At 61.8% G+C, this 25,193-nt stretch carries 22 protein-coding genes; 10 read left to right on the top strand and 12 right to left on the bottom strand.

The window, feature by feature from the left end; translation table 11 throughout:
* The first annotated feature begins 170 nt into the window (after positions 1–170).
* Together M5B42_RS05500 and M5B42_RS05495 are read left to right on the top strand one after the other, a co-directional pair.
* Positions 171–683, top strand: coding sequence for an ATP-binding protein (locus tag M5B42_RS05500; RefSeq protein ID WP_152740185.1), 513 nt, complete (start codon positions 171–173; stop codon positions 681–683).
* A 187-nt stretch (positions 684–870) separates the two neighbouring features.
* Complete coding sequence (locus M5B42_RS05495) at positions 871–1,062, top strand: hypothetical protein (protein ID WP_103494921.1); 192 nt, start codon at positions 871–873, stop codon at positions 1,060–1,062.
* A 134-nt stretch (positions 1,063–1,196) separates the two neighbouring features.
* Here M5B42_RS05495 and M5B42_RS05490 read toward each other — a convergent pair whose 3' ends face one another.
* From M5B42_RS05490 to M5B42_RS05440, 11 genes are all read right to left on the bottom strand, one after another.
* Positions 1,197–2,498, bottom strand: a complete 1,302-nt coding sequence (locus M5B42_RS05490) for a HipA domain-containing protein (protein ID WP_248745218.1) — start codon at positions 2,496–2,498, stop codon at positions 1,197–1,199.
* Positions 2,488–2,814 (bottom strand): helix-turn-helix transcriptional regulator, encoded by a 327-nt coding sequence (locus M5B42_RS05485; protein WP_103494923.1) that lies wholly within the window; start codon positions 2,812–2,814, stop codon positions 2,488–2,490. Before M5B42_RS05485 ends, M5B42_RS05490 begins: the two co-directional genes overlap by 11 nt.
* A gap of 202 nt (positions 2,815–3,016) precedes the next feature.
* Positions 3,017–4,498 carry an amino acid permease gene (locus tag M5B42_RS05480; RefSeq protein WP_103494924.1) on the bottom strand — a complete coding sequence of 494 codons (1,482 nt, stop codon included), beginning with the start codon at positions 4,496–4,498 and terminating at the stop codon, positions 3,017–3,019.
* A 101-nt stretch (positions 4,499–4,599) separates the two neighbouring features.
* Positions 4,600–6,024: a gamma-aminobutyraldehyde dehydrogenase gene (locus tag M5B42_RS05475; RefSeq protein WP_248745217.1), complete on the bottom strand. Its 1,425-nt coding sequence runs from the start codon at positions 6,022–6,024 to the stop codon at positions 4,600–4,602.
* Between the two features lie 160 nt (positions 6,025–6,184).
* Entirely contained in the window at positions 6,185–7,012 is an 828-nt protein-coding gene (locus tag M5B42_RS05470; RefSeq protein WP_248745216.1) for an ABC transporter permease, read from the bottom strand.
* On the bottom strand, positions 7,002–7,949 hold the full coding sequence (locus M5B42_RS05465; RefSeq protein WP_248745215.1) for an ABC transporter permease: 948 nt from the start codon (positions 7,947–7,949) through the stop codon (positions 7,002–7,004). The genes M5B42_RS05470 and M5B42_RS05465 overlap by 11 nt, the downstream gene beginning before the upstream one ends.
* A 1-nt stretch (position 7,950) precedes the next feature.
* Complete coding sequence (locus M5B42_RS05460; RefSeq protein ID WP_248745214.1) at positions 7,951–8,976, bottom strand: ABC transporter ATP-binding protein; 1,026 nt, start codon at positions 8,974–8,976, stop codon at positions 7,951–7,953.
* A gap of 295 nt (positions 8,977–9,271) precedes the next feature.
* Positions 9,272–10,423: a putative ABC transporter substrate-binding protein YdcS gene (gene ydcS / locus M5B42_RS05455; protein WP_218223721.1), complete on the bottom strand. Its 1,152-nt coding sequence runs from the start codon at positions 10,421–10,423 to the stop codon at positions 9,272–9,274.
* Positions 10,424–10,510: 87 nt separating this feature from the next.
* Positions 10,511–12,001 (bottom strand): gamma-aminobutyraldehyde dehydrogenase, encoded by a 1,491-nt coding sequence (locus M5B42_RS05450; RefSeq protein WP_177099727.1) that lies wholly within the window; start codon positions 11,999–12,001, stop codon positions 10,511–10,513.
* Positions 12,002–12,107: 106 nt separating this feature from the next.
* Complete coding sequence (locus M5B42_RS05445) at positions 12,108–13,022, bottom strand: LysR family transcriptional regulator (protein ID WP_100942371.1); 915 nt, start codon at positions 13,020–13,022, stop codon at positions 12,108–12,110.
* Positions 13,023–13,119: 97 nt separating this feature from the next.
* Positions 13,120–14,787 carry a diguanylate cyclase gene (locus M5B42_RS05440; RefSeq protein ID WP_248745213.1) on the bottom strand — a complete coding sequence of 556 codons (1,668 nt, stop codon included), beginning with the start codon at positions 14,785–14,787 and terminating at the stop codon, positions 13,120–13,122.
* 86 nt (positions 14,788–14,873) lie between these two features.
* Here M5B42_RS05440 and M5B42_RS05435 point away from each other — a divergent pair, with 86 nt between their 5' ends.
* From M5B42_RS05435 to M5B42_RS05400, 8 genes are all read left to right on the top strand, one after another.
* A complete protein-coding gene (locus M5B42_RS05435) occupies positions 14,874–16,496 on the top strand; it encodes a methyl-accepting chemotaxis protein (RefSeq protein ID WP_248745212.1) in 1,623 nt (540 codons plus the stop codon).
* On the top strand, positions 16,496–17,014 hold the full coding sequence (locus tag M5B42_RS05430; protein WP_248745211.1) for a chemotaxis protein CheW: 519 nt from the start codon (positions 16,496–16,498) through the stop codon (positions 17,012–17,014). The genes M5B42_RS05435 and M5B42_RS05430 overlap by 1 nt, the downstream gene beginning before the upstream one ends.
* Positions 17,011–18,285 carry a protein-glutamate O-methyltransferase CheR gene (locus tag M5B42_RS05425; protein ID WP_248745210.1) on the top strand — a complete coding sequence of 425 codons (1,275 nt, stop codon included), beginning with the start codon at positions 17,011–17,013 and terminating at the stop codon, positions 18,283–18,285. Before M5B42_RS05430 ends, M5B42_RS05425 begins: the two co-directional genes overlap by 4 nt.
* Positions 18,282–18,968, top strand: a complete 687-nt coding sequence (locus M5B42_RS05420; RefSeq protein ID WP_248745209.1) for a chemotaxis protein CheW — start codon at positions 18,282–18,284, stop codon at positions 18,966–18,968. The genes M5B42_RS05425 and M5B42_RS05420 overlap by 4 nt, the downstream gene beginning before the upstream one ends.
* Entirely contained in the window at positions 18,965–21,265 is a 2,301-nt protein-coding gene (locus M5B42_RS05415; RefSeq protein WP_248745208.1) for a hybrid sensor histidine kinase/response regulator, read from the top strand. Before M5B42_RS05420 ends, M5B42_RS05415 begins: the two co-directional genes overlap by 4 nt.
* A complete protein-coding gene (locus tag M5B42_RS05410) occupies positions 21,262–22,272 on the top strand; it encodes a chemotaxis response regulator protein-glutamate methylesterase (protein WP_177099739.1) in 1,011 nt (336 codons plus the stop codon). Before M5B42_RS05415 ends, M5B42_RS05410 begins: the two co-directional genes overlap by 4 nt.
* A 51-nt stretch (positions 22,273–22,323) precedes the next feature.
* Positions 22,324–23,328, top strand: coding sequence for a PleD family two-component system response regulator (locus M5B42_RS05405; protein WP_248745207.1), 1,005 nt, complete (start codon positions 22,324–22,326; stop codon positions 23,326–23,328).
* A 346-nt stretch (positions 23,329–23,674) separates the two neighbouring features.
* A complete protein-coding gene (locus M5B42_RS05400; RefSeq protein ID WP_248745206.1) occupies positions 23,675–23,959 on the top strand; it encodes a hypothetical protein in 285 nt (94 codons plus the stop codon).
* Positions 23,960–24,217: 258 nt separating this feature from the next.
* Here the strand turns inward: M5B42_RS05400 and M5B42_RS05395 are convergent, their stop codons facing one another.
* Positions 24,218–25,174, bottom strand: coding sequence for a hypothetical protein (locus M5B42_RS05395; protein WP_178129898.1), 957 nt, complete (start codon positions 25,172–25,174; stop codon positions 24,218–24,220).
* Positions 25,175–25,193: the final 19 nt, after the last annotated feature.

Genomic DNA, 25,193 nt, shown 5'->3' with positions numbered 1-25,193 from the left:
TTGAGCGAATAAGGTCGGTTTCATGAACTCACATCTGAACATCTCGATTATTCCCACCCTCGATCCGAGGGTGGGCTGACGCGTGTTCTGAAAACACCCGAAACCCGCCCACCGAGGCGGGTTTTTTCTGGCCGCTTCTCTGGGTTACTGGACGTCAAAAGGAGATTGAAATGTCGCAACCTGAAACCCCTGGCCCTGGCGATACTGTTCCGACCCTGCACCTGGTCTGTGGAAAGATCGGTTCAGGCAAATCGACGCTGGCGCAACATCTGGCAGCGACACCCTCGACGGTGTTGATCAGCGAGGACGTCTGGCTCGCGCGGCTGTATCCGGGAGAAATCAGCGAGATCACCGATTATGTGCGCTGCGCCACCCGCTTGCGCGGGGCCTTGGCCGAGCATCTCGTTGCACTATTGAAAGCGGGGATCTCGGTGGTGCTCGATTTTCCGTCCAATACCGTGGCCAGCCGGCTTTGGGCCCGGTCGGTCTTTGAGCGCGCGGGCGTTGCCCATCGGCTGCATTTTCTCGATGTGGGCGATGACGTGTGCAAGGCGCGCCTGAAGGTCCGCAATGAAATGGGCGATCACCCGTTCAAGACCACCGAGGCCGAGTTCGAGGTGATTTCCCGCTATTTCGAAGCGCCGGCAGTGGAGGAAGCATTTGAGGTGGTGCGGTATGAATGAGCCCGCTCGGAGGATATTCACCTGTCATCATCGGGATACCAGTGGGGCTGCCCTGCACAGTTAAGGAGATTTTCCTTCTGGAAATTTCGAAATGATCTTAGGTGAATTCGGATTGTTCCTACCCTTAGGCTAAGTCTGAGGCGGTTTTTCCAGGCGATTCCGGTCCTGTCACAGAGGGAAGGCGTCCATGTCAAAGCAGCGAAGTATCTTCGGTTTCATGCTGTTTCTCTGGACCTTCAGGGCCGCGCCCAGACCCAGGGTGCGCAAGCTCAGCGATGAGGAACTGCAACTGGTGGCGCGTTATCGCGCGTTGTCGGAAGAGGACCGCAATGCGCTGGGCTGCCTGTTGAATGTGATGGAGGGCGTTTCGCGGTTTTGAGCTGAGCGTGCCGTCATTACTCTGAATCGATTTGTTCTAAGTGCGATTTATTTTTCATAAATGATCTATATAGCGATCATAAAGTGATTTTATGATCGTTATATGGGGCATTTTGGCGAGGTGTTGGATCAGCGCTAGAGCGAGCGGCGAATACGTTCTGCTTGATTGGCCACGCGTTCGGCATTCCCGGACAGCCCTTCAAAAGCATAAGGATTCAGCATCTGTCGGCTTTTCAGGACTTGAAGGTCGATCTCACTGATACCCGATTCGGCGCAGACACTCGACCAATAGATGGCTATCGCTTCCAACTGCTGTTCGATGATCTCCAGTGCCTGGGCTTCTTCGAGTAGAAACTTTTCCCGTGCGGCAAGGCAAATGGAGAGTCGACTCTGGTTATTGTTGCCCAGTATCAGCATGGCCTGTGTGGCCTCGGTTCCCGAACGCATCTGTGGGCAGATATCGTAGGCCGGCGTCAGTTGATAAGCTTTTCCATCAAAAAATGCAGCATGATTACGCCCATGATCGTCGGTATTGCTGCACAGAATGTTGAAGACCAGTCGTGAGAACAGTTCCTTGAGATCGGCTTTCGGATCGGTAAAGTCGGCACGGATGATGTCTGTCAATTGCTCATAGCTGCAGTAGCGTGCCAGCATTTCATCCAGCCCGAACAGCGTCAGTGCCGACGCCATTATTTTTCTCGTCCAGCCTTTTTCCGTAGCCGTTCGGTCAAAGCGCTCAATGAGCAACACGTCCTTGCCCAGAACCCGCTCCATCCGCACGGGTGCGACATTCATACCGGTCAGGGACGCCAACTTCATGGCGATAAATTCTGATTTCACGACGTTGATCTGATCGTTTGACGCTGAGAATTTTGCGACGTACTTGTGCCCGTTGCTCTCGATCAGTGCCTTGGGGCGTGCACCTCCGATGGAGGTCCCGTGGTTGAGCGCCTGGTCGAGATCGATGGGTAAAGGCACTCCCTTGTCCACCAGGTCCGCTGCCTGCATCAGCTCATCCAGGGTCGCCGATCTGGAGTTTCTGGGGACGAATTCGGTGGCGGATGTCTGGAAATCCAGAGCTCCGATACGATCCGAGCCTGACTCCATCAGGTAGGTAAGCTCATCCAGGTCCTGGTTATAAGCGGCTGCACCTTGCTTGCCGTACAGCCGGTTGATGATGACTCGCCGCCCCCATGCGTCTGGTGAACCATCACGGATGCTACTGGGCATGGTCATGGAGTCGATAGGCTCAATGACCTCGGTGCCCAGCGGCAGTTCGCGCAGGTTCAGCGCGATGGCGTTTTTTCGTGCCAGATAGCTTTTGCCGTACACGAATACGAAACGACTTTTATCACGAACCAGGTTTCCCGCGACCACGGGTTCTGTTTCATCGGGCAGCCACAGCCAGACAAAGCATTGATCGGTGTTAGAAGTCATTGCTTACCTTTTTTGTCGGTGTGCGAATCCTTTTCGGTAGCACGGCGATTTTGGCATCCAGGTAGGTGTTCAGATGGGGCAAGGGGGTCGTATCGGAAAACAGTGTGATGCCCAGGAGGGTCGCCAGCTCGAAGACCACACCGATTTCGCATCGTGGATCACCGTGTTCGATACGCTGAACCGTTCCGCGCGACACGCCTGCCTTGTCTGCGAGCGCCTGCACCGTCAGTCCCCGCTCCTTGCGCTTGAGGCGGATGACGTGGCCCATGACCTGCAGGGCATCAAGGCTGGCGGGGGAGTAACTGCGAACGGTCATCGGGGGTGTAAAGCCTGGAGTGAATGGATAGCGTTAACCCTAGAACATTTACTCGGATTTAACAATAAATGATCTTTATATAGATCTTAAATGGGCTTTAAGGTCTATATAAAGATCATTTGTTGATTTTTTCTTTACTGGTCCTGGGTGGTCGGAGGACCGATCACCCAAGGGGTTTTTGGCTACTTACCAACGCTTGCCGTTACCGACCGATTTTCCAGGCATCGCCCGCCGGCGCAGTGCCACGGTCATAAGGCTTGCCCAGCCACATATAGAGCAGGCCGAGACCGATGACGATGGCGGTGCTCAGGACCATGGCGTAGTTGATGTACCACGCCGCATCCGGGGTGCGCGGCCAGGCCATGTTGACGATGGCGCCGACGCCGTAGACCAGCGCACCGATATTCACCGGCAGGCCCCAGGCGCCCAGGGTGAACTTGCCGCTGGGTTTCCAGCCGCGCGCCCGGGCGAACAGGGCGGCCAGCACGATCATCTGGAAGGCCAGGTAGATGCCGATGGCGGCGAAGCTGACGATGGTCGCCACCGCGTCCTGCAGGAAGAAACCGAGGGCGATGATCAGCGCCGGCAGGACGCCGGAGACGAACAGTGCCGCCACCGGCACCTGGGTGGTCGGCGAAAGCCGTTTGAGCAGGCTGCTGCCGATAACCATTTCATCCCGGGCGTAGGAGTACAGCAGGCGACTGGCGGCTGCTTGCAGGCTGATGACGCAGGAGATGAAGGAAATCATCACCACGCCCATTACCACTTTCGAACCGACGCTGCCGAAGGCATTGTTGAGGATGGTGGTCACCGGGTCCTTGTCGGTGCCATTGATCACCGCCTGCATGTCCGGCACGGCGAGGATCAGCGCCAGGCAGGCGAACATCGCCGCGATACCGCCGATATAGATGGTCATGCGCATGGCCACCGGGATCTGCTTGCTCGGATTCGGGGTTTCCTCGGCCACATCGCCGCAGGCTTCGAAGCCGTAGTAGAGGAACATGCCCGCCAGGGACGCGGTGAGGAACGCCGGCAGGTAGGAGCCGTCGACGCGGATATCGAAGGTGTTGAACAGCACGCTGATCGGCTGGTGACGCTCGAACACCAGCAGGTAGACGCCGACGATCACCGCGCCGACCAGTTCGCAGAGAAAGCCGAACATGGCGATGCGCGCCAGGACCTTGGTACCGCTGAGGTTGACCAGGGTGGCGAACAGTGTCAGCACCAGGGCGATGACGATATTGGTATTGTTGCTCGGTTCGAAACCGAGCATCGCCGCCAGGTAAGGGCCGGCACCCACGGCTACGGCGGCAATGGTCACACAGAGGGCGATGGAGTAGATCCAGCCGACCATCCACGCCCAGCGTTTACCCACCAGGCGCCGGGCCCACGGGTAGACGCCGCCGGAAATCGGGAACTGCGAGACCACTTCACCGAAGATCAGGCACACCAGCAGTTGTCCACAGCCCACCAGCAGATAGGCCCAGAACATCGGCGGGCCACCGGCGGCCAGGCACAGGCCGAACAGGGTGTAGACGCCGACCACCGGCGAGAGATAGGTAAAGCCCAGGGCGAAGTTTTCCCACAGGCTCATGCTGCGATTGAAGTTCGAGGTGTAGCCCAGTTTGCGCAGCTGTTCGGCGTCGCTGTCGGCGGCTGCGCCGAGATGGGGTTGTGCAGTCATGACGGTATTGCTCCGGAAAATCGACAGATTTCAGGTGTCCGAAACCGTGGCCGGGCCATGACGGCCCGTCCCGGTTCGGTATTGTTGTGGTGGGTTGGTACTTAGTGCTTGAACATCACATGGCGCACGGTGGTGTAGTCTTCCAGCCCGTACATGGACATGTCCTTGCCATAACCGGACAGTTTCTGCCCGCCATGGGGCATTTCGCTGACCAGCATGAAGTGGGTGTTGACCCAGGTGCAGCCGTACTGCAGACGGGCCGCCAGACGGTGGGCGCGACCGACGTCGGCGGTCCATACCGACGATGCCAGTCCGTAATCCGAATCGTTGGCCCAACCCAGTACCTGGGCTTCATCGGAAAACTTCGTCACCGACACCACCGGCCCGAATACCTCGCGGCGGACGATTTCGTCATCCTGCTGGGCATCGGCCAGGACCGTTGGTTCGAAGAAGAAGCCATTGCCGGGCACCGTCTTGCCACCGGTGACCAGGCGGATATGCGACTGGGCCAGTGCGCGCTCGACAAAGCCGGCCACGCGGTCACGGTGTTGCGCGGTGATCAGCGGGCCCAGCTCGGTTTCCGGATCGTCCTGCAAGCCGTACTTGATGGTGCTGACCGCCGCGCCGAGTTTCTCGACAAACTTCTCGTAGATACCCGCCTGGGCGTAGATCCGACACGCTGCGGTGCAGTCCTGGCCGGCATTGTAGAAACCGAAGGTGCGGATGCCCTCCACGGCGGCGTCGATATCGGCATCGTCGAAGATGATCACCGGGGCCTTGCCACCCAGTTCCATATGCATGCGCTTCACGCTGTCGGCGGTGCTGGAAATGATGTGCGAGCCGGTGGCGATGGAACCGGTCAGCGAGACCATGCGCACTTGCGGATGGGTCACCAGCGGATTGCCCACGGTCGGGCCGCGGCCGAAGACCAGGTTGAGCACGCCGGCGGGGAAGATCTGCGCCGCCAGTTCGGCCAGGCGCAGGGCGGTCAACGGGGTCTGTTCCGAGGGTTTGAGCACCACGGTATTACCGGCTGCCAGGGCCGGGGCGATTTTCCAGGCGACCATCATCAGCGGGTAGTTCCACGGCGCGATGGAGGCGATCACGCCCACCGGGTCGCGGCGGATCATCGAGGTGTGGCCGGGCAGGTATTCGCCCGCCGCCGAACCGCTCATGCAGCGGCTGGCACCGGCGAAGAAGCGGAACACGTCGGCGATGGCCGGGATCTCGTCGTTGAGGGCGGCGCTCAGGGGTTTGCCGCAGTTGTCCGATTCCAGTTTCGCCAGCTCCGGACCATGGGCCTCGATGGCGTCGGCCAGTTTCAGCAGCAGCAGGGAGCGGTCTTTCGGCGCGGTCTGCGACCAGCTTTCGAAAGCGCTGGCGGCGGCGCGCACGGCGGCGTCGACCTGGGCTTCGCTGGCTTCGTGGATATCCACCAGCACCCGGCCCAGGGACGGGTTGAATACGGATTGGGCCGGCCCTTCACCGTTGACGAGCAGGCCGTTGATCAGCAGTTTGGTTTGCATATGGGTGTCCTCATGACGCAATCAAATGTTTCGGTAAACACGAACCTTTGTAGGAGCAGGGCTTGCCCGCGAAGGGGCCCTTGAGCCCTGCATCGCCTATCAGGACGCCATCGCCGGCAAGCCAGCTCCTACAGGTTCGGTGTTGATCCTTGGAAATGGGTTATTTGCCGCCACTGCCCGCCACGCTTTCGCCGCCGCGGGTCAGGTAGTAGGCGCCGAGAATCGGCAGCATCGTGACCATCATCACCAGCATGGCGACCACGTTGGTCACGGGCACATCCCGTGGCCGGCTGAGCTGGTTGAGCAGCCAGATCGGCAAGGTGCGTTCATGGCCGGCGGTAAAGGTGGTGACGATGATCTCGTCGAATGACAGGGCAAACGCCAGCATGCCGCCGGCCAGCAACGCCGAGCCGAGGTTCGGCAGGACGATGTAGCGGAAGGTCTGCCAGCCGTCGGCGCCCAGGTCCATCGAGGCCTCGATCAGGCTGTGGGAGGTGCGCCGCAAGCGGGCGATGACGTTGTTGTAGACGATCACCACACAGAAGGTCGCGTGGCCGACAATGATGGTGAACATCCCCGGCTCGATCCCCAGGGTCTTGAAGGTTGCCAGCAAGGCGATCCCGGTGATGATCCCCGGCAGGGCGATGGGCAGGATCAGCATCAGCGAGATGCCCTGCTTGCCGAAGAAGTCCCGGCGATACAGGGCGGCCGAGGCCAGGGTGCCGAGCAGCATGGCGATCAGCGTGGCAATCGCGGCGATCTGCAACGACAGCTTGATGGCTTCCAGTACATCGGGCCGGGCGAAGGCCACGCTGAACCACTTCAGGGTGAAGCCCTGGGGCGGGAAGCTGAAGGCCGCGTCCTCGGTGTTGAAGGCGTAGAGGAAGATGATCAGGATCGGGAAGTGCAGGAACACCAGCCCGCCCCAGGCGGCCAGGCGCAAACCCAATGAAGCCTTGTCGCCGTGTTGTTGTGAATTAGAGCGCATCGAAAGCCCCCAGGCGTTTGACGATGGACAGGTACACGGCGATCAGCACGATCGGCACCAGGGTGAAGGCCGCGGCCATCGGCATATTGCCGATGGCGCCCTGCTGGGCGTAGACCATGTTGCCGACGAAGTAGCCGGGCGGGCCGATAAGCTGCGGCACGATAAAGTCGCCCAGGGTCAGGGAGAAGGTGAAGATCGATCCCGCCGCGATGCCCGGAATCGACAGCGGCAGGACCACCTGCATAAAGGTCTGGCGCGGCTTGGCGCCGAGGTCCGCGGACGCTTGCAACAGCGACGGCGGCAGGCGCTCCAGGGAGGCCTGGATCGGCAGGATCATGAACGGCAGCCAGATATAGACGAACACCAGGCAGCGTCCCAGGTGCGAGGTCGACAAGGTGCTACCGCCAATCCCGGGAATCCCCAGGACAAACTGCAACAGCGGCTCCAGCCCGAGGTGCTGGACGAACCACTGGGCGACGCCGCCCTTGGCCAGCAGCAGCGTCCAGGCGTAGGCCTTGACGATATAGCTGGCCCACATCGGCATCATCACCGCGATATAGAAGAACGCCTTGGTCTTGCCCGTGGTGTAGCGCGCCATGTAGTAGGCGATGGGGAACGCAATGAAACCGGCGACGACGGACACCACCACGGCCATGCCCAGGGTGCGCAGGATGATGTCGAAGTTCGACGGGGCGAACAGGGCGGCGAAGTTGGCCAGGGTCAGGTCCGGGGTGACCGCCATGGTGAAGTCGTCGAAGGTGTAGAACCCCTGCCAGAGCAGGGTCAGCAGCGAGCCGAGGTAGATCGCGCCGAACCAGATCAGTGGCGGCACCAGCAGCAGCGCCAGGTAGACGTTGGGGCGGCGGTACAACAGGTTGGCGAAGCGCCGCATCGGCGAGCCGGCCGCGGTCGCTTGGGGGAAGGCGAGGGTGTTCATCTCAGGCCTCGCTCGCCAGCACGGTCATGGCTTCCCGCGCCCAGCGCGCGGTGATGCGTTGGCCGGCCTGGCGTCCGGTATGGATGGCCTGCCATTGGCTGTTGGGCTGGCTGATGTTCAGGGTCTGGCCGTTGTCCAGTTTCAGTTCGTAGCGGGTGGCGCTGCCCTGGTACTGGATATCGTGGAGCAGGCCGCTGATCTCGACCTCATGGCCTTGCACCGGACCGTCGGCGAAGCGCACGTGTTCCGGGCGGATCGACAGCGGCAGGTCGCTGCCACAGAGCTGTTTTGCCAGGTCACCGCGAATCACGTTGGAGGTGCCGACGAACTCGGCGACAAACACGGTGGCCGGTTTCATATAGAGGTTGCGCGGGCTGTCGACCTGTTCGATGCGGCCCTTGTTGAACACGGCGACACGGTCGGACATGGACAGGGCTTCGGTCTGGTCGTGGGTGACGAAGATGAAGGTGATGCCCAGTTGGCGCTGGAGCTTTTTCAGCTCGCCTTGCATCTGTTCGCGCAGCTTGAGGTCGAGGGCGCCGAGGGGCTCGTCGAGTAGCAGCACGCGGGGGCGATTGACCAGGGCGCGGGCCAGGGCCACCCGCTGGCGCTGGCCGCCGGAGAGCTGCACCGGCTTGCGCTCGCCGTAGCCGGCCAGGGCGACCATGCCCAGGGCTTCTTCGGCACGGTTCAGACGTTCGGTCTTGCCGACGCCTTTGACTTTCAAACCGTAGGCGACGTTGTCGCGCACGTTCATATGGGGGAACAGCGCGTAATCCTGGAACACCGTGTTCACATCGCGCTGATAGGGCGGCAGGCCGGCGGCTTCTTCGCCATGGATGCGGATCGAACCGGCGCTGGGTTGTTCGAAACCGGCGATCAGGCGCAGGCAGGTGGTCTTGCCCGAGCCGGAAGGGCCGAGCATGGAAAAGAACTCGCCGTCCTTGATATCGATGGAAACCCGGTCAACGGCTTTCACTTCGCCGAACTGACGGGAAACGTGGGTGAACTGGACTGCAAGCGTCATGATGCGGTGCTCCGAGAGGGCGTGGGTCGCCGCAGCGGCCCGGCCTGGACTTCTGAAAAAGCTGAAACGGTGGAGAGCGGTCTGACTCACAGCGCGCCGCCTGTTCGGACGCCATCGCCGGCAAGCCGGCTCCTACAGGATTTGTGTCGTACGCAACCTCGGTGTTCGACACCGATCCCTTGTAGGAGCTGGCTTGCCAGCGATGAGGCCCTTGAGCCTTGCATCGCCTATCTGGACGCCATCGCCGGCAAGCCAGCTCCTACAGGTTCTGCGGGTGCTCAAGATCGCTCGGGGATCAACGGCCACCCATGATCGCGATGTAATCCTGGGTCCAGCGGCTGTACGGCACGAACTTGCCGCCCGCTGCCTGCGGAGTGGTCCAGAAGGCGATCTTGTCGAAGTGGTCGAAGCCGTTGGTCTTGCAACCTTCAGCCCCCAGCAACTCGCTTTCCTTGCACGCCGCCGGGACCGCCGGCAACGAGCCGAACCAGGCCGCGACATCGCCCTGGACCTTGGGCTGCAGCGACCAGTCCATCCATTTGTAGGCGCAGTTCGGGTGTTTGGCATCGGCGTGCAACATGGTGGTGTCGGCCCAGCCGGTGACGCCTTCCTTCGGAATGGTCGAGGCCACCGGCTGCTTGTCCGCCTGCAGGCCGTTGACCATATAGCCCCAGGAGCTGGACGCGGCGACGCCTTCGTTCTTGAAGTCGCTCATCTGCACGGTCGCGTCATGCCAGTAGCGGTGGATCAACGGCTGCTGCGCACGCAGCAGGTCGAGCACGGCCTTGTACTGGGTCTCGGTCAGTTCGTAGGGATTCTGGATGCCCAGTTCCGGCTTGGCCGACTTCAGGTACAGCGCCGCGTCGGCGATGTAGATCGGGCCGTCATAGGCCTGCACGCGGCCCTTGTTCGGCTTGCCGTCCGGCAGGCTCTGCGCATCGAAGATCACGCCCCAACTGGTGGGTGCCTGCTTGAACACATTGGTGTTGTACATCAGCACGTTCGGGCCCCACTGATAAGGCGTGCCGTAGGTCTGCTTGTTGACCACATACCACGGCGCATCCTTGAGACGCGGGTCGAGGTTCTTCCAGTTCGGGATCAACGCGGTGTTGATCGGTTGCACACGCTTGCCGACGATCAGCCGCAGGGAGGCGTCGCCGGAGGCGGTGACCAGGTCATAACCGCCCTTGGCCATCAGACTGACCATTTCATCGGAGGTGGCCGCGGTTTTCACGCTGACCTTGCAGCCGGTTTCCTTCTCGAAACCCGTCACCCAGTCGTAAGCCTTGTCGCTTTCGCCGCGCTCGATGTAGCCGGGCCAGGCGACGATATCCAGTTGGCCTTCGCCCGCACCGACGGCTTTCAGCGGCTCGGCAGCCTGGATCGAGACGCTGGCCAGCAGCGCGGTGGTCATTGCACTGAGCAGTGCGGTCTTGTGCACGAACATGGGGATTCCCTCTTCTTTAATTATGGTCGGGGCAGTTGAACGTGATGCAGCGTGCCGTTTGCGGGCTGGTTATTAGAGTAGAGCGTCTTACAAATGCTGGCCGTGGCGCGCCATGATGTGCCGCACCACGCTGTAGTCCTGAAGCGAATCGCTGGACAGATCCTTGCCGTAACCGGAGCGCTTCAGGCCGCCGTGGGGCATTTCGCTGACCAGCATGAAATGGCTGTTGATCCAGGTGCAGCCGTATTGCAGGCGTGATGCCACCTGCATGGCCTTGTCCAGGTTCTGGGTCCAGACCGACGAGGCCAGGCCGTATTCCGAATCGTTGGCCCAGTCCACCGCCTGGCTCAGTTCATCGAAGCGGGTCACGGTGACCACCGGGCCGAACACTTCGCGCTGGACGATTTCGTCGCTCTGCCTGCAACCGGCGAGCAGGGTCGGCTGGTAATAGAAGCCGGCCCCGGAATGTACGGCCGCGCCGGTGACCCGTTCGATATGCGGTTGCCCGAGGGCGCGTTCGACAAAGCTGGCGACGCGGTCGCGCTGGCGGGTGCTGATCAGCGGACCGATTTCATTGTCGGCGTCGCGCTTGCCGGCAAACCGCAGGCTGCTGACCGCCGCGCCGAGTTCGGCCACCAATTTGTCGTGAATCCCGGCCTGTGCGTAGATCCGGCAGGCGGCGGTGCAATCCTGCCCGGCGTTGTAGTAGCCGTAGCTGCGCACGCCTTCGACCACGGCCTGCAGGTCGGCGTCGTTGCAGACGATCACCGGGGCCTTGCCGCCCAGTTCCAGGTGGGTGCGCTTCACGCTTTTGGCGGCGGCCTGGAGGATTTTCTGGCCGGTGACGATATCGCCGGTCAGCGACACCATGCGCACTTTCGGGTGGCTGACCAGATGGCTGCCGACCCCTTCGCCACCGCCGCAGACGATATTGATCACCCCCGGCGGCAGTAGCTCGGCGAGGACCGGCGCCAGGGCCAGGATCGACAGCGGTGTGTGTTCCGAGGGCTTGAACACCAAGGTGTTGCCGGCGGCCAGGGCCGGGGCGATTTTCCACGCGGCCATCATGATCGGGTAGTTCCACGGTGCAATGGAGGCCACCACGCCAATCGGGTCGCGGCGGACCATGCTGGTGTAGCCCGGCAGGTATTCGCCGGATAGCTGGCCGGTCTGGCAGCGCACGGCGCCGGCGAAGAAGCGGAATACGTCGACGGTGGCGCTGAGATCGTCCTGGCGGGCCAGGTGCAGGGGCTTGCCGCAGTTCAGCGATTCCAGGCGGGCCAGCAGGTCGGCGTTTTTTTCCACCGCATCGGCAATGGCCAGGAGGATATTGGCCCGTTGCTGCGGAGTGGTCCGCGACCAGCCGGCAAAGGCCCGGTGGGCGGCGAGGATGGCGCTTTCGACCTGTTCACTGCTGGCTTCGGCGATATGGGTGAGCACCTCGCCCGTGGCCGGGTTGAGGATCGGCTCGACAAAACCCTGGCCGGCAACGAGTTCACCGTCGATCAGCAAGGCGGTGAACAGTGGGGTCGGGTGCGCGCCAGCCATTTTACGAGTTCTCTTTTCTTGTGTGGCCATGGAGCTTCCCCTATCGCTGGAGTCCGGCCTTTCTCTAGATGGATGGCAAGAGACTAGTGGGCGGACGGGAGGTCGACAAATACTAAATACTGAATGCGGCGTTCGATTAAATAGATGGCTTGCGGCCGCCGTGGGGTTGTTCGCGAGCCACGGTCAGGAACGGGTCCACCAGCGGCGGTCGGGCGGTGCCCCGGCGCCAGGCCAGGCCGACGTCGAGGGTCTGGCTCAGGTCGGCCAGGGGCCGGGCTTCGATGATGTCGCCCTCCAGCGACCAGGGCCGGTAGGTCATGTCCGGTTGGATCGACACTCCCAGCCCGGCCGCCACCAGGCTCCGCACTGCTTCGGTGGACGCGGTACGCAAGGTGATCCGCGGTTGCAGGCCGGCGCCGCGCCACATGCGCTGGGCATTGCGGTCCATTTCATCGACATTGAGCTGGATCAGCGGCTCGCGGGCGACGTCGGCCAGGTTGATGCTGTCGTGTTCCAGCAGCGGATGCTGGGCCGGCAGCCACAGGCGATGGGGAGAGTGGGTCAGGACCTCGGTCTGCAGGGCGTGGCGGTCTTCGAGGTTGGAGAGGATCAGCACCCCGACATCGATCTCGCCGCTGACCAGCAAGTGCTCGATATAGGGCCGCTCGTCTTCCATCACGCGGATTTCCACATTGGGGTAGGCGCGCTGGAAACGGGTCAGCAGGTCGGCGAGGTAGTAGCCGGCCACCAGGCTGGTCACGCCGATGGTCAGTTGCCCGGCCACCTGGTCGGTGCTCTGTTGCAGGCTGCGCTTGGCGTTGTCGACGGTGGCCAGGATCAGGTGCGCCTGGCGCAGGAACTGGTGGCCCTGGTGGGTCAGGGTCATGCCCTTGGCATGGCGGTTGAACAGGCTGACGCCGATCTCCTGTTCCAGTTGCTGGATCGCCAGGGTCAGGGTCGACTGGGAAATGAACACCGCCTGGGCGGCGGCCGAGATCGAGCCGGTCTCGGCCACGGCGATAAAGTGACGGATCTGACGCAGGGTCATCATGGGGTGCGCACCGATGCCGGTTAGCCGGCGGGTTGTTTTTATGGATGCGACCCAGTGTATATCTTTTTAATCGATGGCCTTGCAGGTGGTGGGCGCCTCAGTGCGACCCGCCAGCCTCTGCTGCTTCATGAAAGTGCGCCTGGCCCTTGCCCGCATGCTTGGCGCGGTACAAGGCCTGGTCCGCCAGGCCGAGCACGTCGCTCAGGTCCGCGGCATCCAGGGGCCACAACGCGCCGCCGATGCTGCAACCGATCCAGGCCGGGACATCGTGCACCCGGAAGGATTGCCCCAGGCTGGCGAGCACGCGTTCGGCAATGCCGCGTGCCTGGTCAATGGCATCGTGGCGGGGCACTTGCAGCACCATCAGGAACTCGTCGCCGCCCAGGCGTGCCACCAGATCGCCTTCGCGCAGGCAGACGCGCAAGCGACTTGCCACTTCCCTGAGCAGCTCATCGCCGCCGGCATGGCCGAACTGGTCGTTGATCGGCTTGAAACCGTCGAGGTCCAGGTACAGCAACGCCAGGTATTGGTTTTGTGCCTGGCTGCGCTGCTGGGCGCGCGGCAGGTATTTCTCCAGAGCGGCGCGGTTCGGCAGGCCGGTCAGGGCGTCATGGTGGGCCAGGCTTTCCATCATCCCCAGGGCGGTCTGCTGATTGCTCAGGCTGTCCACCAGATGGCGGATCGACTGGCTCAACTGGGCGATTTCCCGGGTGCCCCTGACCTCGGGAATTTCCATGGATTCACCGAGGCTCAAGCGGTCGGCGGCCCGGGCGATAGCGTGCAGCGGTCGGGTAAACCAGGTGGCCAGCAACCAGCCGACAAAGGCGATCACCACCGCCAGGGCAATGCCCCAGGCCAGGATGTCACGTTGCAATTCCTTGGCCGGGGCGTAGGCTTCATCGAGCGTCTGGCGCGTGACCACGGTCCAGCCCAGCCCCGCATAGCTGCCATAACCGTGGCTCATGGCAATCCCCGTGAGATAGTCGTTGCCGTCCGGCCAGCGCTGGACGCCCCAGCGGGTCTGTTGTGGGTCGAGGTTGTCGAACAAGGGCAGGGGCAATGCCTGGCCGATCGACTCGCGGGGACCTAGGATGATCTGATGGTTGGCCGCGAGTACGAAAAACTCCACCTTGCGCCGGGCCTGCTGGGGTTCGAACAAGGATTGGCGCAGCTCTTCGGCCCAGCCCCAGGAGAGGTGCGCCGCGAGTACCCCTACTTTATTTTGTGACGATAGGTTGACGGACTCGTCGCTGAACACCGGCAGGCTGATGTCAACGAACTTCATGGCCTCGCCAGTGGGGTTGGGCAACAGTTTGGACAGTAGCTTGGCATCATGCACGTCCCCGACGAACAAGCGTTCCCGGCCCTGTTTGAACACGGGACGTTCGCTGATATCGGACTGTTCGAGGACGCCATGGGTCGCGGCCTTGACCACGCCGTCGGGCGCGACGAAACCCACCCAGGCGAAACTCGGGAATTCTTCCTGCAAATGATCGAGCAGGTGACGGATCTGTGGGGTATCCGAGGCTTGTTGCATCACCTGTAGCCGGCTGATGACGCTCAGCAGGTGAATCCGGCTGGCCATGTCGCGGTCCAGCCGATCCGCCATCTGGTAGGCGTTTTCGCCGAGATCCTGGCCGATTTCGTTGATCATCCGCGAATTGGAATCGTGGCTGATGAACGAACCCAGCAACCAGCTCAGCAGGCTGACCAGCACGGCGATCATCAACGCAAAACGACTGCGTAAGCTGGGCAGGACGGGCATGGCTTGGGTTCCTCGAACGGATTGCTCAAGGATGACATACGCTCGGCTATACTGCCCCTCATTTGAATGGCTCTAGAGGACTGCGAGTGAAGAACTGGACGTTGCGCCAACGAATATTGGCAAGCTTTGCCGTCATCATTGCGATCATGCTGCTGATGGTCGTCGCTTCGTACTCCCGGTTGCTGTCGATCGAATCCAGTGAGGAAAGTGTGCGCACCGACGCCATTCCCGGGGTCTACTACAGCACCATGATCCGCAGTGCCTGGGTCGACAGCTATGTGCTGACCCAGCAATTGCTGGGGTTCACCGTCGATGGCGATATCAGTGCCGCTGACCAGGCGCAGTTCAAGGACTTCGAAAACCGTCTGAACGTGCAGATCGAGAACTATCAGAAGACCATTTTCAGCCAGGAAGACCAAGCGGCCTTCGACGTATTCAAGCGTGAGCGGGTGGCTTACGACAAGTTGCTGGCCAGCGTGCTCGATCTCTATCAGCACAAGCAGAACGACCAGGCTATCCGGATGTTCAACGAGCAATTGGCGCCTGCCTGGGCCGAAGGTCGCAAGCAACTCAATGACATCATCAACCAGAACAAGGACGTCGCCGACCAGGACACGGACTCGATTTCCGCCGCCGTGTCAGCGGCGAAACTCAGCATGGGCATTTCCCTGCTGATCGCGGTGATCGCCGCCGGCCTCTGCGGCCTGCTGCTGATGCGAGCGATCATGGCGCCGATGCAGCGGATTGTCGAAATCCTTGAAATCATGCGCACCGGTGACTTGAGCAGCCGCCTGAACCTGGCGCGCAAGGACGAGTTCGGGGCGGTGGAGACCGGCTTCAACGACATGATGACCGAACTCACGGCCCTGGTTTCCCAGGCACAGCGCTCCTCGGTGCAAGTCACCACCTCGGTCACGGAAATCGCCGCCACCTCCAAGCAACAGCAGGCCACGGCCACCGAAACCGCCGCGACCACCACCGAGATCGGCGCGACCTCGCGGGAAATCGCCGCGACCTCCCGCGACCTGGTGCGGACCATGACCGAAGTCTCCACCGCCGCCGACCAGGCCTCGGTGCTGGCAGGTTCCGGCCAGCAAGGGCTGGCGCGCATGGAAGAAACCATGCACTCGGTGATGGGCGCCGCCGACCTGGTGAACGCCAAGCTGGCGATCCTCAACGAGAAGGCCGGCAACATCAACCAGGTGGTAGTGACCATTGTCAAGGTCGCCGACCAGACCAACCTGTTGTCCCTCAACGCCGCCATCGAGGCGGAAAAGGCCGGTGAGTACGGTCGCGGTTTTGCCGTGGTCGCCACCGAAGTGCGGCGCCTGGCGGACCAGACCGCCGTCGCCACCTACGACATCGAACAGATGGTCCGCGAGATCCAGTCGGCGGTGTCTGCCGGGGTGATGGGCATGGACAAGTTCTCCGAGGAAGTGCGCCGCGGCATGTTCGAAGTGCAGCAGGTCGGCGAGCAACTGTCGCAGATCATCCATCAGGTCCAGGCCCTGGCGCCGCGGGTGCTGATGGTCAACGAAGGCATGCAGGCCCAGGCCACCGGTGCCGAACAGATCAACCTCGCCCTGGTACAACTGGGCGATGCCAGCAGCCAGACCGTCGAATCCCTGCGCCAGGCCAGTTTTGCCATCGACGAGCTGAGCCAGGTCGCGGTGGGCCTGCGCAGCGGCGTCTCGCGTTTCAAAGTCTGATGAGCGAGTGGGGGGCGAAACGCGTCGCCAGTGCGCAGCCCAGGAACAGCCTGTTCCTGGTCTTTCGTATTCAGGGCGAACGCTATGCCCTGGAGGCCGTGGAAGTGGTCGAGGTGCTGCCGCGTCTGCAACTCAAGCCGATTGCCCAGGCCCCGGCCTGGGTTGCGGGAGTACTGGCCCATCGTGGCGCGATGGTGCCGGTGATCGACGTCAGCGCCATGACCTTCGGTGAGCCGGCGGCGGCGCGTACCAGCACACGGTTGGTGCTGGTGCATTACCGTCCCGCCGACGAGGTGCCCGGACAGCTACTCGGGCTGATTCTCGAACAGGCCACCGATACCCTGCGCTGCAATCCGGCGGACTTCCAGCCCTATGGCCTGGACAACCGCGCGGCACCATACCTGGGGCCGGTGCGCGAAGATGCCCAGGGCCTGCTGCAACGTATTCGGGTCAACGACCTGCTCAATGCCGAGGTGCGCGCGCTGCTGTTTCCAACGGTGGATGAGGCGTGCCCATGAGTGACGACCAGCGCTTTTTCGATTTCCTCAAGCACCGCATCGGCCTCGACGTGGCTTCGGTCGGCCCGGCGATTATCGAGCGTGCCGTGCGCCAGCGTTGTACTCAGTTGCAGATGCCCTCGGCGGACCACTACTGGACCCGCTTGCAGACCAACGGCGAGGAACAGCAAGCGTTGATCGAGGCGGTGATTGTCCCGGAAACCTGGTTCTTCCGTTATCCGGAATCCTTTTCGACCCTGGCGCGCCTGGCCAGCGAGCGGCTGGCACAGATCAAGGGCATGCGTGCCTTGAAGATCCTCAGCCTGCCCTGTTCCACGGGCGAAGAGCCCTATTCGATTGCCATGGCCCTGCTCGATGCAGGCTTGGCGCCGCACCAGTTCAAGGTCGACGGCATCGATGTCAGCCCGTTGTCTGTGGAGCGGGCCAAGCGCGCGGTGTACGGCAAGAACTCCTTCCGCGGCCAGGGTCTCGAGTTTCGCGAGCGGCATTTCACTGCCCTGGCGGACGGTTACCGGCTCAGCGAGCGGGTCCGCGAACAGGTGCGCTTGCAGAGCGGCAACCTGCTCGATCGCGAGTTGCGGGCGGGTGAGGTCTATGACTTCGTGTTCTGCCGCAACCTGCTGATCTATTTCGACCTGGCGACGCAACGCCAGGTCTTCGACATTCTCAAGCGCCTTACCCATGTTGATGGTGTGCTGTTTATCGGCCCGGCCGAGGGCAACCTGCTGGGGCGGATGGGCATGCGCTCCATCGGCGCGGCGCAGTCCTTTGCCTTTCGCCGCGCGACGGAAGTCGAGCCCCAACCCCTGCCGGTGATCGTCCCGCCGCCTTTGCCGGTGCGTGTGTCGCAACCCGTCAGCGCGCCGGTGTTGCCTCTGCGCCGACCGTTCGCCCCCAGCGCGGTGTTCACGCCCGCCGCGCCAGTGTCGCTGGTCTCGAACGACGCGGCCGGCCTGCTGGCGCGGATTGCCACCCTGGCCAACGAAGGCAACGGCGCCCAGGCGCGCCAGGCCTGCGAAAGCTACCTGCGCCAACACGAGCCGGTGGCCCAGGTCTTCTACTGGCTGGGCCTGCTGAGCGACGTGGCCGGCAGTGCGCTGGAGGCCCAGGGGTTTTATCGCAAGGCTTTATACCTGGAACCGCAACATCCCGAGGCCCTCGTCCACCTGGCGGCCTTGCTGGCTTCCCAGGGGGATGTGGCAGGCGCCCGGCGATTGCAGGAACGCGCCGCCCGTAGCGAGCGCACCGCTGACAGTGAGCGTAAACGATGAGCGGTTTGACAGACCTGAACCTGACCCACCACGACGCCGAGAAAATCGACGATTGCTGGAACCGCATCGGCATCCACGGCGACAAGTCCTGCCCGCTGCTGATCGAACATATCCACTGCCGCAACTGTGCGGTGTATTCCGCCGCGGCCACGCGCCTGCTGGACCGTTACTCGTTGCAACAGGAGCGTCCCGAGCAGGGCGCGGTGGTCGAGGCCGCCAGTGATGTGGTCACCCGTTCGCTGCTGATGTTCCGCCTCGGCGAGGAATGGCTGGGCCTGGCCACCCGCTGCCTGGTGGAAGTCGCGCCGCTGCAGACGATTCATTCCCTGCCGCACCAGCGCTCGCGGGCCTTGCTCGGTGTGGCCAATGTGCGCGGTGCCCTGGTGGCCTGTCTGTCACTGGTGGAGTTGCTCGGGCTGGACGCCTCGATCACGGTCACGCCAGGCGGTCGGATCATGCCGCGCATGCTGATTGTCGGCGCCCAGGGCGGTCCGGTGGTGCTGCCGGTGGATGAAGTGGACGGTATCCATGCCATCGACCAGCGCCTGCTCGACAATGCCAGCGCCGCCGGGCCCCAGGCCAGCGCGCGGTTTACCCGTGGTGTACTGCCGTTCAGGGGGCGTAGCCTGCGTTGGCTGGATGAAGAGCAATTGCTGTCGGCCGTGACCCGGAGCTTCACATGACCCCCGATCAAATGCGCGACTCGTCGCTGCTGGAACTGTTCAGTCTGGAGGCCGAGGCCCAGACCCAGGTGCTCAGCGCCGGCCTCCTGGCCCTGGAGCGCAATCCGACCCAGGCCGACCAGCTCGAAGCCTGCATGCGTGCTGCCCATTCCCTCAAGGGCGCGGCGCGGATTGTCGGCGTGGATGCCGGGGTCAGCGTCGCCCATGTGATGGAGGATTGCCTGGTCAGCGCCCAGGAAGGTCGGTTGTATCTGCAAGCGGAGCATATCGACGCCTTGCTGCACGGCACCGACTTGCTGATGCGCATCGCCACGCCCAGCGCCAATGTCGGGCCGGTGGAGATCGAGGCGTATGTCCTGCGGTTGCAGGCGTTGCTCGATCCGGCGGCGGCCACTGCGCGGGGGGGGCCGGTGGCGCCCGAGCCGGCGCAAGTCGCGTTCGTGCCGTCGTCTGTGGCCGCCGATCTTGAAGCTCTGCCTCTTGATAGCGCGTTGGCGGAACCCCCGTCGCCGGAACTGACGCTCCCGGGCCGTCGGGTCGCCGAAGGTGGTGAACGGGTGTTGCGGGTCACCGCCGAACGTTTGAACAGCCTGCTCGACCTGTCGAGCAAGTCCCTGGTGGAAACCCAGCGCATCAAGCCTTATCTGGCGACGATGCAACGGATGCGGCGCATGCAAGACAAAGGCCTGCGCGCCCTGGACCAGCTCAGCGATCACTTGAAGAGCGTCGGCCTGAGCCTGGAAGCCGAGGAGGCCCTGGGCGATGCCCGGCGTTTGCTGGCCGAGTCCCAGCAGATGCTGACGGCGCAAACCCTGGAACTGGACGAATTCGGCTGGCAGGCCAGCCAGCGCGCCCAGGTCCTGTATGACACCGCCCTGGCTTGTCGTATGCGGCCCTTTGCCGATGTGCTGAGCGGTCAGGTGCGGATGGTCCGTGACCTGGGCCGCAGCCTGGGCAAACAGGTGCGTTTGGAAATCGAAGGAGAGAAAACCCAGGTCGACCGCGACGTGCTGGAAAAGCTCGAAGCGCCGCTGACCCATCTGCTGCGCAATGCCGTGGACCATGGCATCGAAAGCCCTGAGCTGCGGGTGCTGGCTGGCAAGCCGGCCGAAGGCCTGATTCGTCTGCGGGCCTCGCACCAGGCCGGGTTGCTGGTGCTGCAATTGAGCGACGACGGCGCCGGCGTGGACCTGGAGCGGGTCCGCCGCAGCGTGATCGAGCGCCAGTTGTCCCCGGCCGAGACCGCCGCCCAACTGAGCGAAGAAGAGCTGCTGAGTTTCCTCTTCCTGCCGGGTTTCAGCCTGCGGGACAAGGTCACCGAAGTCTCCGGGCGTGGGGTCGGCCTTGACGCCGTGCAGCATATGGTCCGCCAGTTGCACGGTGCCGTGGTGCTGGAGCAGGTGGCGGGGCAGGGCAGCCGTTTCCACCTCGAAGTACCGCTGACCTTGTCGGTTGTGCGCAGCCTGGTGGTGGAAGTCGGTGGCGAGGCCTATGCCTTTCCCCTGGCCCATATCGAACGCATGTGCGACCTGGCCCCCGAGGACATTGTGCAACTCGAGGGACGCCAGCACTTCTGGCACGAAGGCCGGCATGTCGGGCTGGTGGCGGCCAGCCAGCTGTTGCAGCGCCCGGCCAGCGAACACCATGATGGCAACCTCAAGGTCGTGGTGATCCGCGAGCGTGATGCGGTCTATGGGGTAGAGGTGGAACGCTTTATCGGCGAGCGCACCCTGGTGGTGTTGCCGCTGGACCCACGCCTGGGCAAGGTCCAGGATATTTCCGCCGGGGCTTTGCTCGACGACGGTTCGGCGGTGCTGATCGTCGACGTCGAGGACATGCTGCGCTCGGTGGACAAGCTGCTCAACACCGGTCGCCTGGAACGTATCGACCGGCGCAATCGCCAGGTCAGCGAGGCCGTGCGCAAGCGCGTGCTGGTGGTCGACGACTCCCTGACCGTGCGCGAACTGCAACGCAAACTGCTGCTCAACCGGGGTTACGAGGTGGCGGTCGCGGTGGATGGCATGGACGGTTGGAACGCCCTGCGCGCCGAAGACTTTGACCTGTTGATCACCGATATCGATATGCCACGAATGGACGGGATTGAATTGGTCACACTCTTGCGTAAAGACACGCGCTTGCAGTCGCTGCCGGTCATGGTGGTGTCCTACAAGGACCGTGAAGAAGACCGTCGACGTGGACTGGACGCCGGAGCTGACTATTATCTGGCCAAGGCCAGTTTTCATGACGACGCCTTGCTGGATGCCGTGGTCGAGCTGATCGGGGGAGCCCAGGGATGAGGATCGCCATCGTCAACGATATGCCCATGGCGGTAGAAGCGTTGCGTCGAGCCCTGGCGTTCGAGCCGGCACACCAAGTGATCTGGGTCGCCGGCAATGGCGCCGAAGCGGTGAAACAGTGCGCCGAGGAGACCCCGGACCTGATCCTGATGGACCTGATCATGCCGGTGATGGATGGCGTCGAAGCCACCCGGCGGATCATGGCCGAGTCGCCCTGTGCCATTGTCATTGTCACCGTCGACCGGCAACAGAACGTTCACCGGGTGTTCGAGGCCATGGGCCACGGTGCCCTGGATGTGGTCGATACCCCGGCCATTGGTGGTGGCAACCCGAAGGAAGCCGCGGCGCCGCTGTTGCGCAAGATCCTCAATATCGGCTGGCTGATCGGCCAGCGCGGCAGCCAGGTGCGCAGCGTGCCCGGCCCGGCCCGGGACGACAGTCCGCGACAGAAGCTGGTGGCCATCGGTTCTTCGGCCGGGGGGCCGGCGGCCTTGGAAACCTTGCTGAAAGGTTTGCCTGCTAATTTTTCCGCCGCGATCGTTCTGGTCCAGCATGTCGACCAGGTATTTGCCGCCGGCATGGCCGAATGGTTGAGCAGCGCCTGCGGCCTGCCGGTGCGCCTGGCCCGCGACGGCGAGGCGCCGCAACGCGGCACCGTACTGCTGGCTGGGACGAACCACCATATCCGCTTGTTGAAAAACGGCACCCTGGCCTATACCGCCGAGCCCGTGAACGAGATCTACCGGCCTTCCATCGATGTGTTTTTCGAGAGCGTCGCCAGTTACTGGAATGGCGATGCGGTGGGTGTGCTGTTGACGGGCATGGGGCGCGACGGTGCCCAGGGCTTGAAGCTGATGCGCGAGCGCGGCTACCTGACCATCGCCCAGGACCAATTGAGCAGTGCGGTGTACGGCATGCCCAAGGCCGCGGCGGCTATCGATGCGGCTGTTGAAATTCGTCCACTGAACAAGATCGCTCCACGTTTGCTGGAGATATTTCCGACATGAGTTCTATAGTCAGCAGTCCTGGCTTGAAAGCAGTACTTCAGGTGACCGCGTATGAATGATTTACAGATGTATGATTTCAAGACCACCGACGAAAACGCCGCGATGGTGTTGCTGGTTGACGACCAGGCCATGATCGGTGAGGCGGTGCGGCGCGGATTGGCCACCGAGACCAATATCGATTTCCACTTTTGTGCCGATCCGCACCAGGCGATTGCCCAGGCGATCCGCATCAAACCGACGGTGATCCTGCAGGATCTGGTGATGCCCGGCCTCGATGGCCTGAGCCTGGTGCGCGAATACCGCAATCACCCGGCGACCAAGGACATTCCGATCATCGTGCTTTCCACCAAGGAAGACCCGTTGATCAAGAGCGCGGCCTTTGCCGCCGGGGCCAACGATTACCTGGTCAAGTTACCGGACAATATCGAACTGGTGGCGCGCATTCGTTATCACTCGCGCTCCTACATGACCTTGTTGCAGCGTGATGCGGCGTATCGGGCGTTGCGGGTCAGCCAGCAGCAATTGCTCGACACCAACCTGGTGTTGCAGCGCTTGATGAACTCTGACGGTTTGACCGGGTTGTCCAACCGTCGGCATTTCGACGAGTACCTGGAGTTGGAGTGGAGAAGGGCGCAGCGTGAGCAGACGCAGATGTCGTTGCTGATGATCGACGTGGATTATTTCAAAGCCTTCAATGACAGCTTTGGTCACCTGGATGGCGATGAAGCCTTGCGCAAGGTGGCGGAGACGATCCGTGAGGCCAGCAGCCGGCCGTCGGACCTGCCGGCGCGTTATGGTGGCGAAGAGTTTGCGCTGGTGCTGCCGAATACCTCCCAAGGTGGGGCGCGACTGGTGGCGGAAAAACTGCGCCAGACCGTGGCGGGGTTGAAGATCCCGCACAATATGCCGGGCGAGGGTTCGGTGCTGACGGTCAGCATTGGGGTGTCCACGGTGATACCGCAGCAGGGCAGCAACTGTCGCGATCTGATTTCGGCGGCGGACAAGGGGCTGTATTCGGCGAAGAACAGTGGGCGTAATCAGGTGGGGATTGGTTGAGGCGGATAAATCGCCATTACTGGCATCCGCAGTGGCTCGTATTTCAAGGTGTAAAAGCGGCGACTATTGGGTGAGTGGCTGGACTATAGTTCGGTCGTCACCGATGTGTCGGTGATCGATCTTAGCCGGTCGAAAGGCATTTATGGACGCACAAGCGCCCTCGTATCATGATGTCGGCGCTTTTTGCTGCTTGGCATTTTGTGCAATGGCGGCTGTGCGCGGGACATCTTCGGATGTGCCGGGTTTTCCAAGAATGCCCCGGTCGGCTAACCCGCGTACAGCCGCCACCCTAGTGTTTAGCCGCAGTAGTCGGTGGTAGCTCCTTTGCATTCTTGGGAGAAACACCATGAGTAATTTCCGTCCGCTACAAAGCAACCTCACCGAAGTCCCCGTTCTCTACCTCAATATCGATGCCCCGGTACGTGACCTGTATGAGTGCGCCATCCAACGCATCAAGGCCGCCCGCGACCTGAGCCACAGCCTGACTTGCATGAGCATCGGCAACACCTGCGACCGTGATCTTCAGCACTTCGCGGGCACCACGTACCTGCTGTTGCAGGATGGTTGTGACGCGCTGGATGCGATGCAGGGCCGCTTCACCGACCGAGCCCGCAGCGCCCTGGTTTCCTGATCGAGCACCATCCGTGTGGGAGCCGGCTTGCCGGCGATGACGTCCGCAAGGGCAGTGCAAGGCTCAAGGGCCTCTTCGCGGGCAAGCTCTGCTCCCATAGGTTTTGTGTCGTACACAATATCCGGGGTCGACTCAAATACTGTGGGAGCGGAGCTTGCCCGCGAAGGCGTCAGTTCTGGCGATGCAAATCTTGGGAGTCTTATCACCAATAAAGCCGGCTCCGACACGAGCCGACGTTGGCCTGAAAGGTTGTGTGAGTTAAACATCCAGCCCACGCTCACGTTCCAGATCAATCAATCGTGTGGTTGGGCCATCGGGGCGCAGGCGCTCTAATACAATTTCCGGCCAGCGGTTGCGGGCTCGGCGTTTGGCCGTGTCGTAGACAAAGTCTTGTATAAGGTGTGTGGGGTGGAGGTAAAAGTCGCCAATCAATGAGATATAGTCTGTTGGGGTTAAGTGAGTTTTTCTTCCCAGGGCGGCCTTTTTTTCTAGAATCAATTGGCGTTCATGAGCTAGAAAATCTGAGGGTCGTATATTGCTGGCCAATTGTTCCCTGATGAAAGTATCTGACTCACTATGGTTGCCGTGCTCGTCAAACCAAGGTCCGTTATTCATATAGGCTCGTATGTATTCCCAAAATCCCTTTTGCATGTCCAGGTCTTTACCCATGGGGGCTCCCAAAGGAACCATCAGAGCATTTTCTGGCTCTCCAAGTCGGCGAACCAATATCTCCAAAGCTGCATTATTCAATCCGCCTACGTGGTGGCTCACAATGGTAAAGTCATAAGTGATGGCTTGGATGTCATCCCAGGGAGTGTGAAATAGTTGGCCGTTATGATCAAAGTAGATTTCTCGTGTGCGTCTGTTGAATATGATAGGAAGCGGGAGTTTTGCACGACACTCCAAAATAAAAGAAATAAGAAAGACACCTGCTCCGATCAGCAGCGGCAAAAATATGCTATTGAAATGTCCATAATAGAGGCCGATAGCGATCACGATCAGGCAGGGGATTGTATATATTAAGAAAATCACTCCCGTTATTTCGCCGCGCCCTGACTCACCACCACTTCTAAGGGACAGATAGTGTTCAGTGTGCTCGTCGGTGACGAAGAGCTCCATAGGGGGATGGTTTGTTGGTTCATCTGCTTTCAGAATGATGTGAGGGGACTCACCATATAAATTTCTAGCTCGCTCAATAAGATCTTTTATATTCATTGTGTTTTCGCGGTTTCGT

Origin of the sequence: Pseudomonas sp. MWU12-2037 (genome assembly GCF_023242345.1) — a bacterium.
Classification (GTDB): domain Bacteria; phylum Pseudomonadota; class Gammaproteobacteria; order Pseudomonadales; family Pseudomonadaceae; genus Aquipseudomonas; species Aquipseudomonas gingeri_D.
This window is presented reverse-complemented; position numbering and strand designations above follow the sequence as displayed.

Excerpts from the sequence above, each read along its gene's own strand:
- M5B42_RS05495 (WP_103494921.1), top strand. The coding sequence starts at position 871 with ATGTCAAAGCAGCGAAGTATCTTCGGTTTCATGCTGTTTCTCTGGACC.
- M5B42_RS05480 (WP_103494924.1), bottom strand. The coding sequence starts at position 4,498 with ATGACTGCACAACCCCATCTCGGCGCAGCCGCCGACAGCGACGCCGAA.
- M5B42_RS05400 (WP_248745206.1), top strand. The coding sequence starts at position 23,675 with ATGAGTAATTTCCGTCCGCTACAAAGCAACCTCACCGAAGTCCCCGTT.
- M5B42_RS05470 (WP_248745216.1), bottom strand. The coding sequence starts at position 7,012 with ATGCGCTCTAATTCACAACAACACGGCGACAAGGCTTCATTGGGTTTG.
- M5B42_RS05395 (WP_178129898.1), bottom strand. The coding sequence starts at position 25,174 with ATGAATATAAAAGATCTTATTGAGCGAGCTAGAAATTTATATGGTGAG.
- M5B42_RS05445 (WP_100942371.1), bottom strand. The coding sequence starts at position 13,022 with ATGATGACCCTGCGTCAGATCCGTCACTTTATCGCCGTGGCCGAGACC.
- M5B42_RS05430 (WP_248745211.1), top strand. The coding sequence starts at position 16,496 with ATGAGCGAGTGGGGGGCGAAACGCGTCGCCAGTGCGCAGCCCAGGAAC.
- M5B42_RS05440 (WP_248745213.1), bottom strand. The coding sequence starts at position 14,787 with ATGCCCGTCCTGCCCAGCTTACGCAGTCGTTTTGCGTTGATGATCGCC.
- M5B42_RS05420 (WP_248745209.1), top strand. The coding sequence starts at position 18,282 with ATGAGCGGTTTGACAGACCTGAACCTGACCCACCACGACGCCGAGAAA.
- M5B42_RS05500 (WP_152740185.1), top strand. The coding sequence starts at position 171 with ATGTCGCAACCTGAAACCCCTGGCCCTGGCGATACTGTTCCGACCCTG.
- M5B42_RS05450 (WP_177099727.1), bottom strand. The coding sequence starts at position 12,001 with ATGGCCACACAAGAAAAGAGAACTCGTAAAATGGCTGGCGCGCACCCG.
- ydcS (WP_218223721.1), bottom strand. The coding sequence starts at position 10,423 with ATGTTCGTGCACAAGACCGCACTGCTCAGTGCAATGACCACCGCGCTG.
- M5B42_RS05475 (WP_248745217.1), bottom strand. The coding sequence starts at position 6,024 with ATGCAAACCAAACTGCTGATCAACGGCCTGCTCGTCAACGGTGAAGGG.
- M5B42_RS05425 (WP_248745210.1), top strand. The coding sequence starts at position 17,011 with ATGAGTGACGACCAGCGCTTTTTCGATTTCCTCAAGCACCGCATCGGC.
- M5B42_RS05490 (WP_248745218.1), bottom strand. The coding sequence starts at position 2,498 with ATGACTTCTAACACCGATCAATGCTTTGTCTGGCTGTGGCTGCCCGAT.
- M5B42_RS05405 (WP_248745207.1), top strand. The coding sequence starts at position 22,324 with ATGAATGATTTACAGATGTATGATTTCAAGACCACCGACGAAAACGCC.
- M5B42_RS05415 (WP_248745208.1), top strand. The coding sequence starts at position 18,965 with ATGACCCCCGATCAAATGCGCGACTCGTCGCTGCTGGAACTGTTCAGT.
- M5B42_RS05465 (WP_248745215.1), bottom strand. The coding sequence starts at position 7,949 with ATGAACACCCTCGCCTTCCCCCAAGCGACCGCGGCCGGCTCGCCGATG.
- M5B42_RS05410 (WP_177099739.1), top strand. The coding sequence starts at position 21,262 with ATGAGGATCGCCATCGTCAACGATATGCCCATGGCGGTAGAAGCGTTG.
- M5B42_RS05485 (WP_103494923.1), bottom strand. The coding sequence starts at position 2,814 with ATGACCGTTCGCAGTTACTCCCCCGCCAGCCTTGATGCCCTGCAGGTC.
- M5B42_RS05460 (WP_248745214.1), bottom strand. The coding sequence starts at position 8,976 with ATGACGCTTGCAGTCCAGTTCACCCACGTTTCCCGTCAGTTCGGCGAA.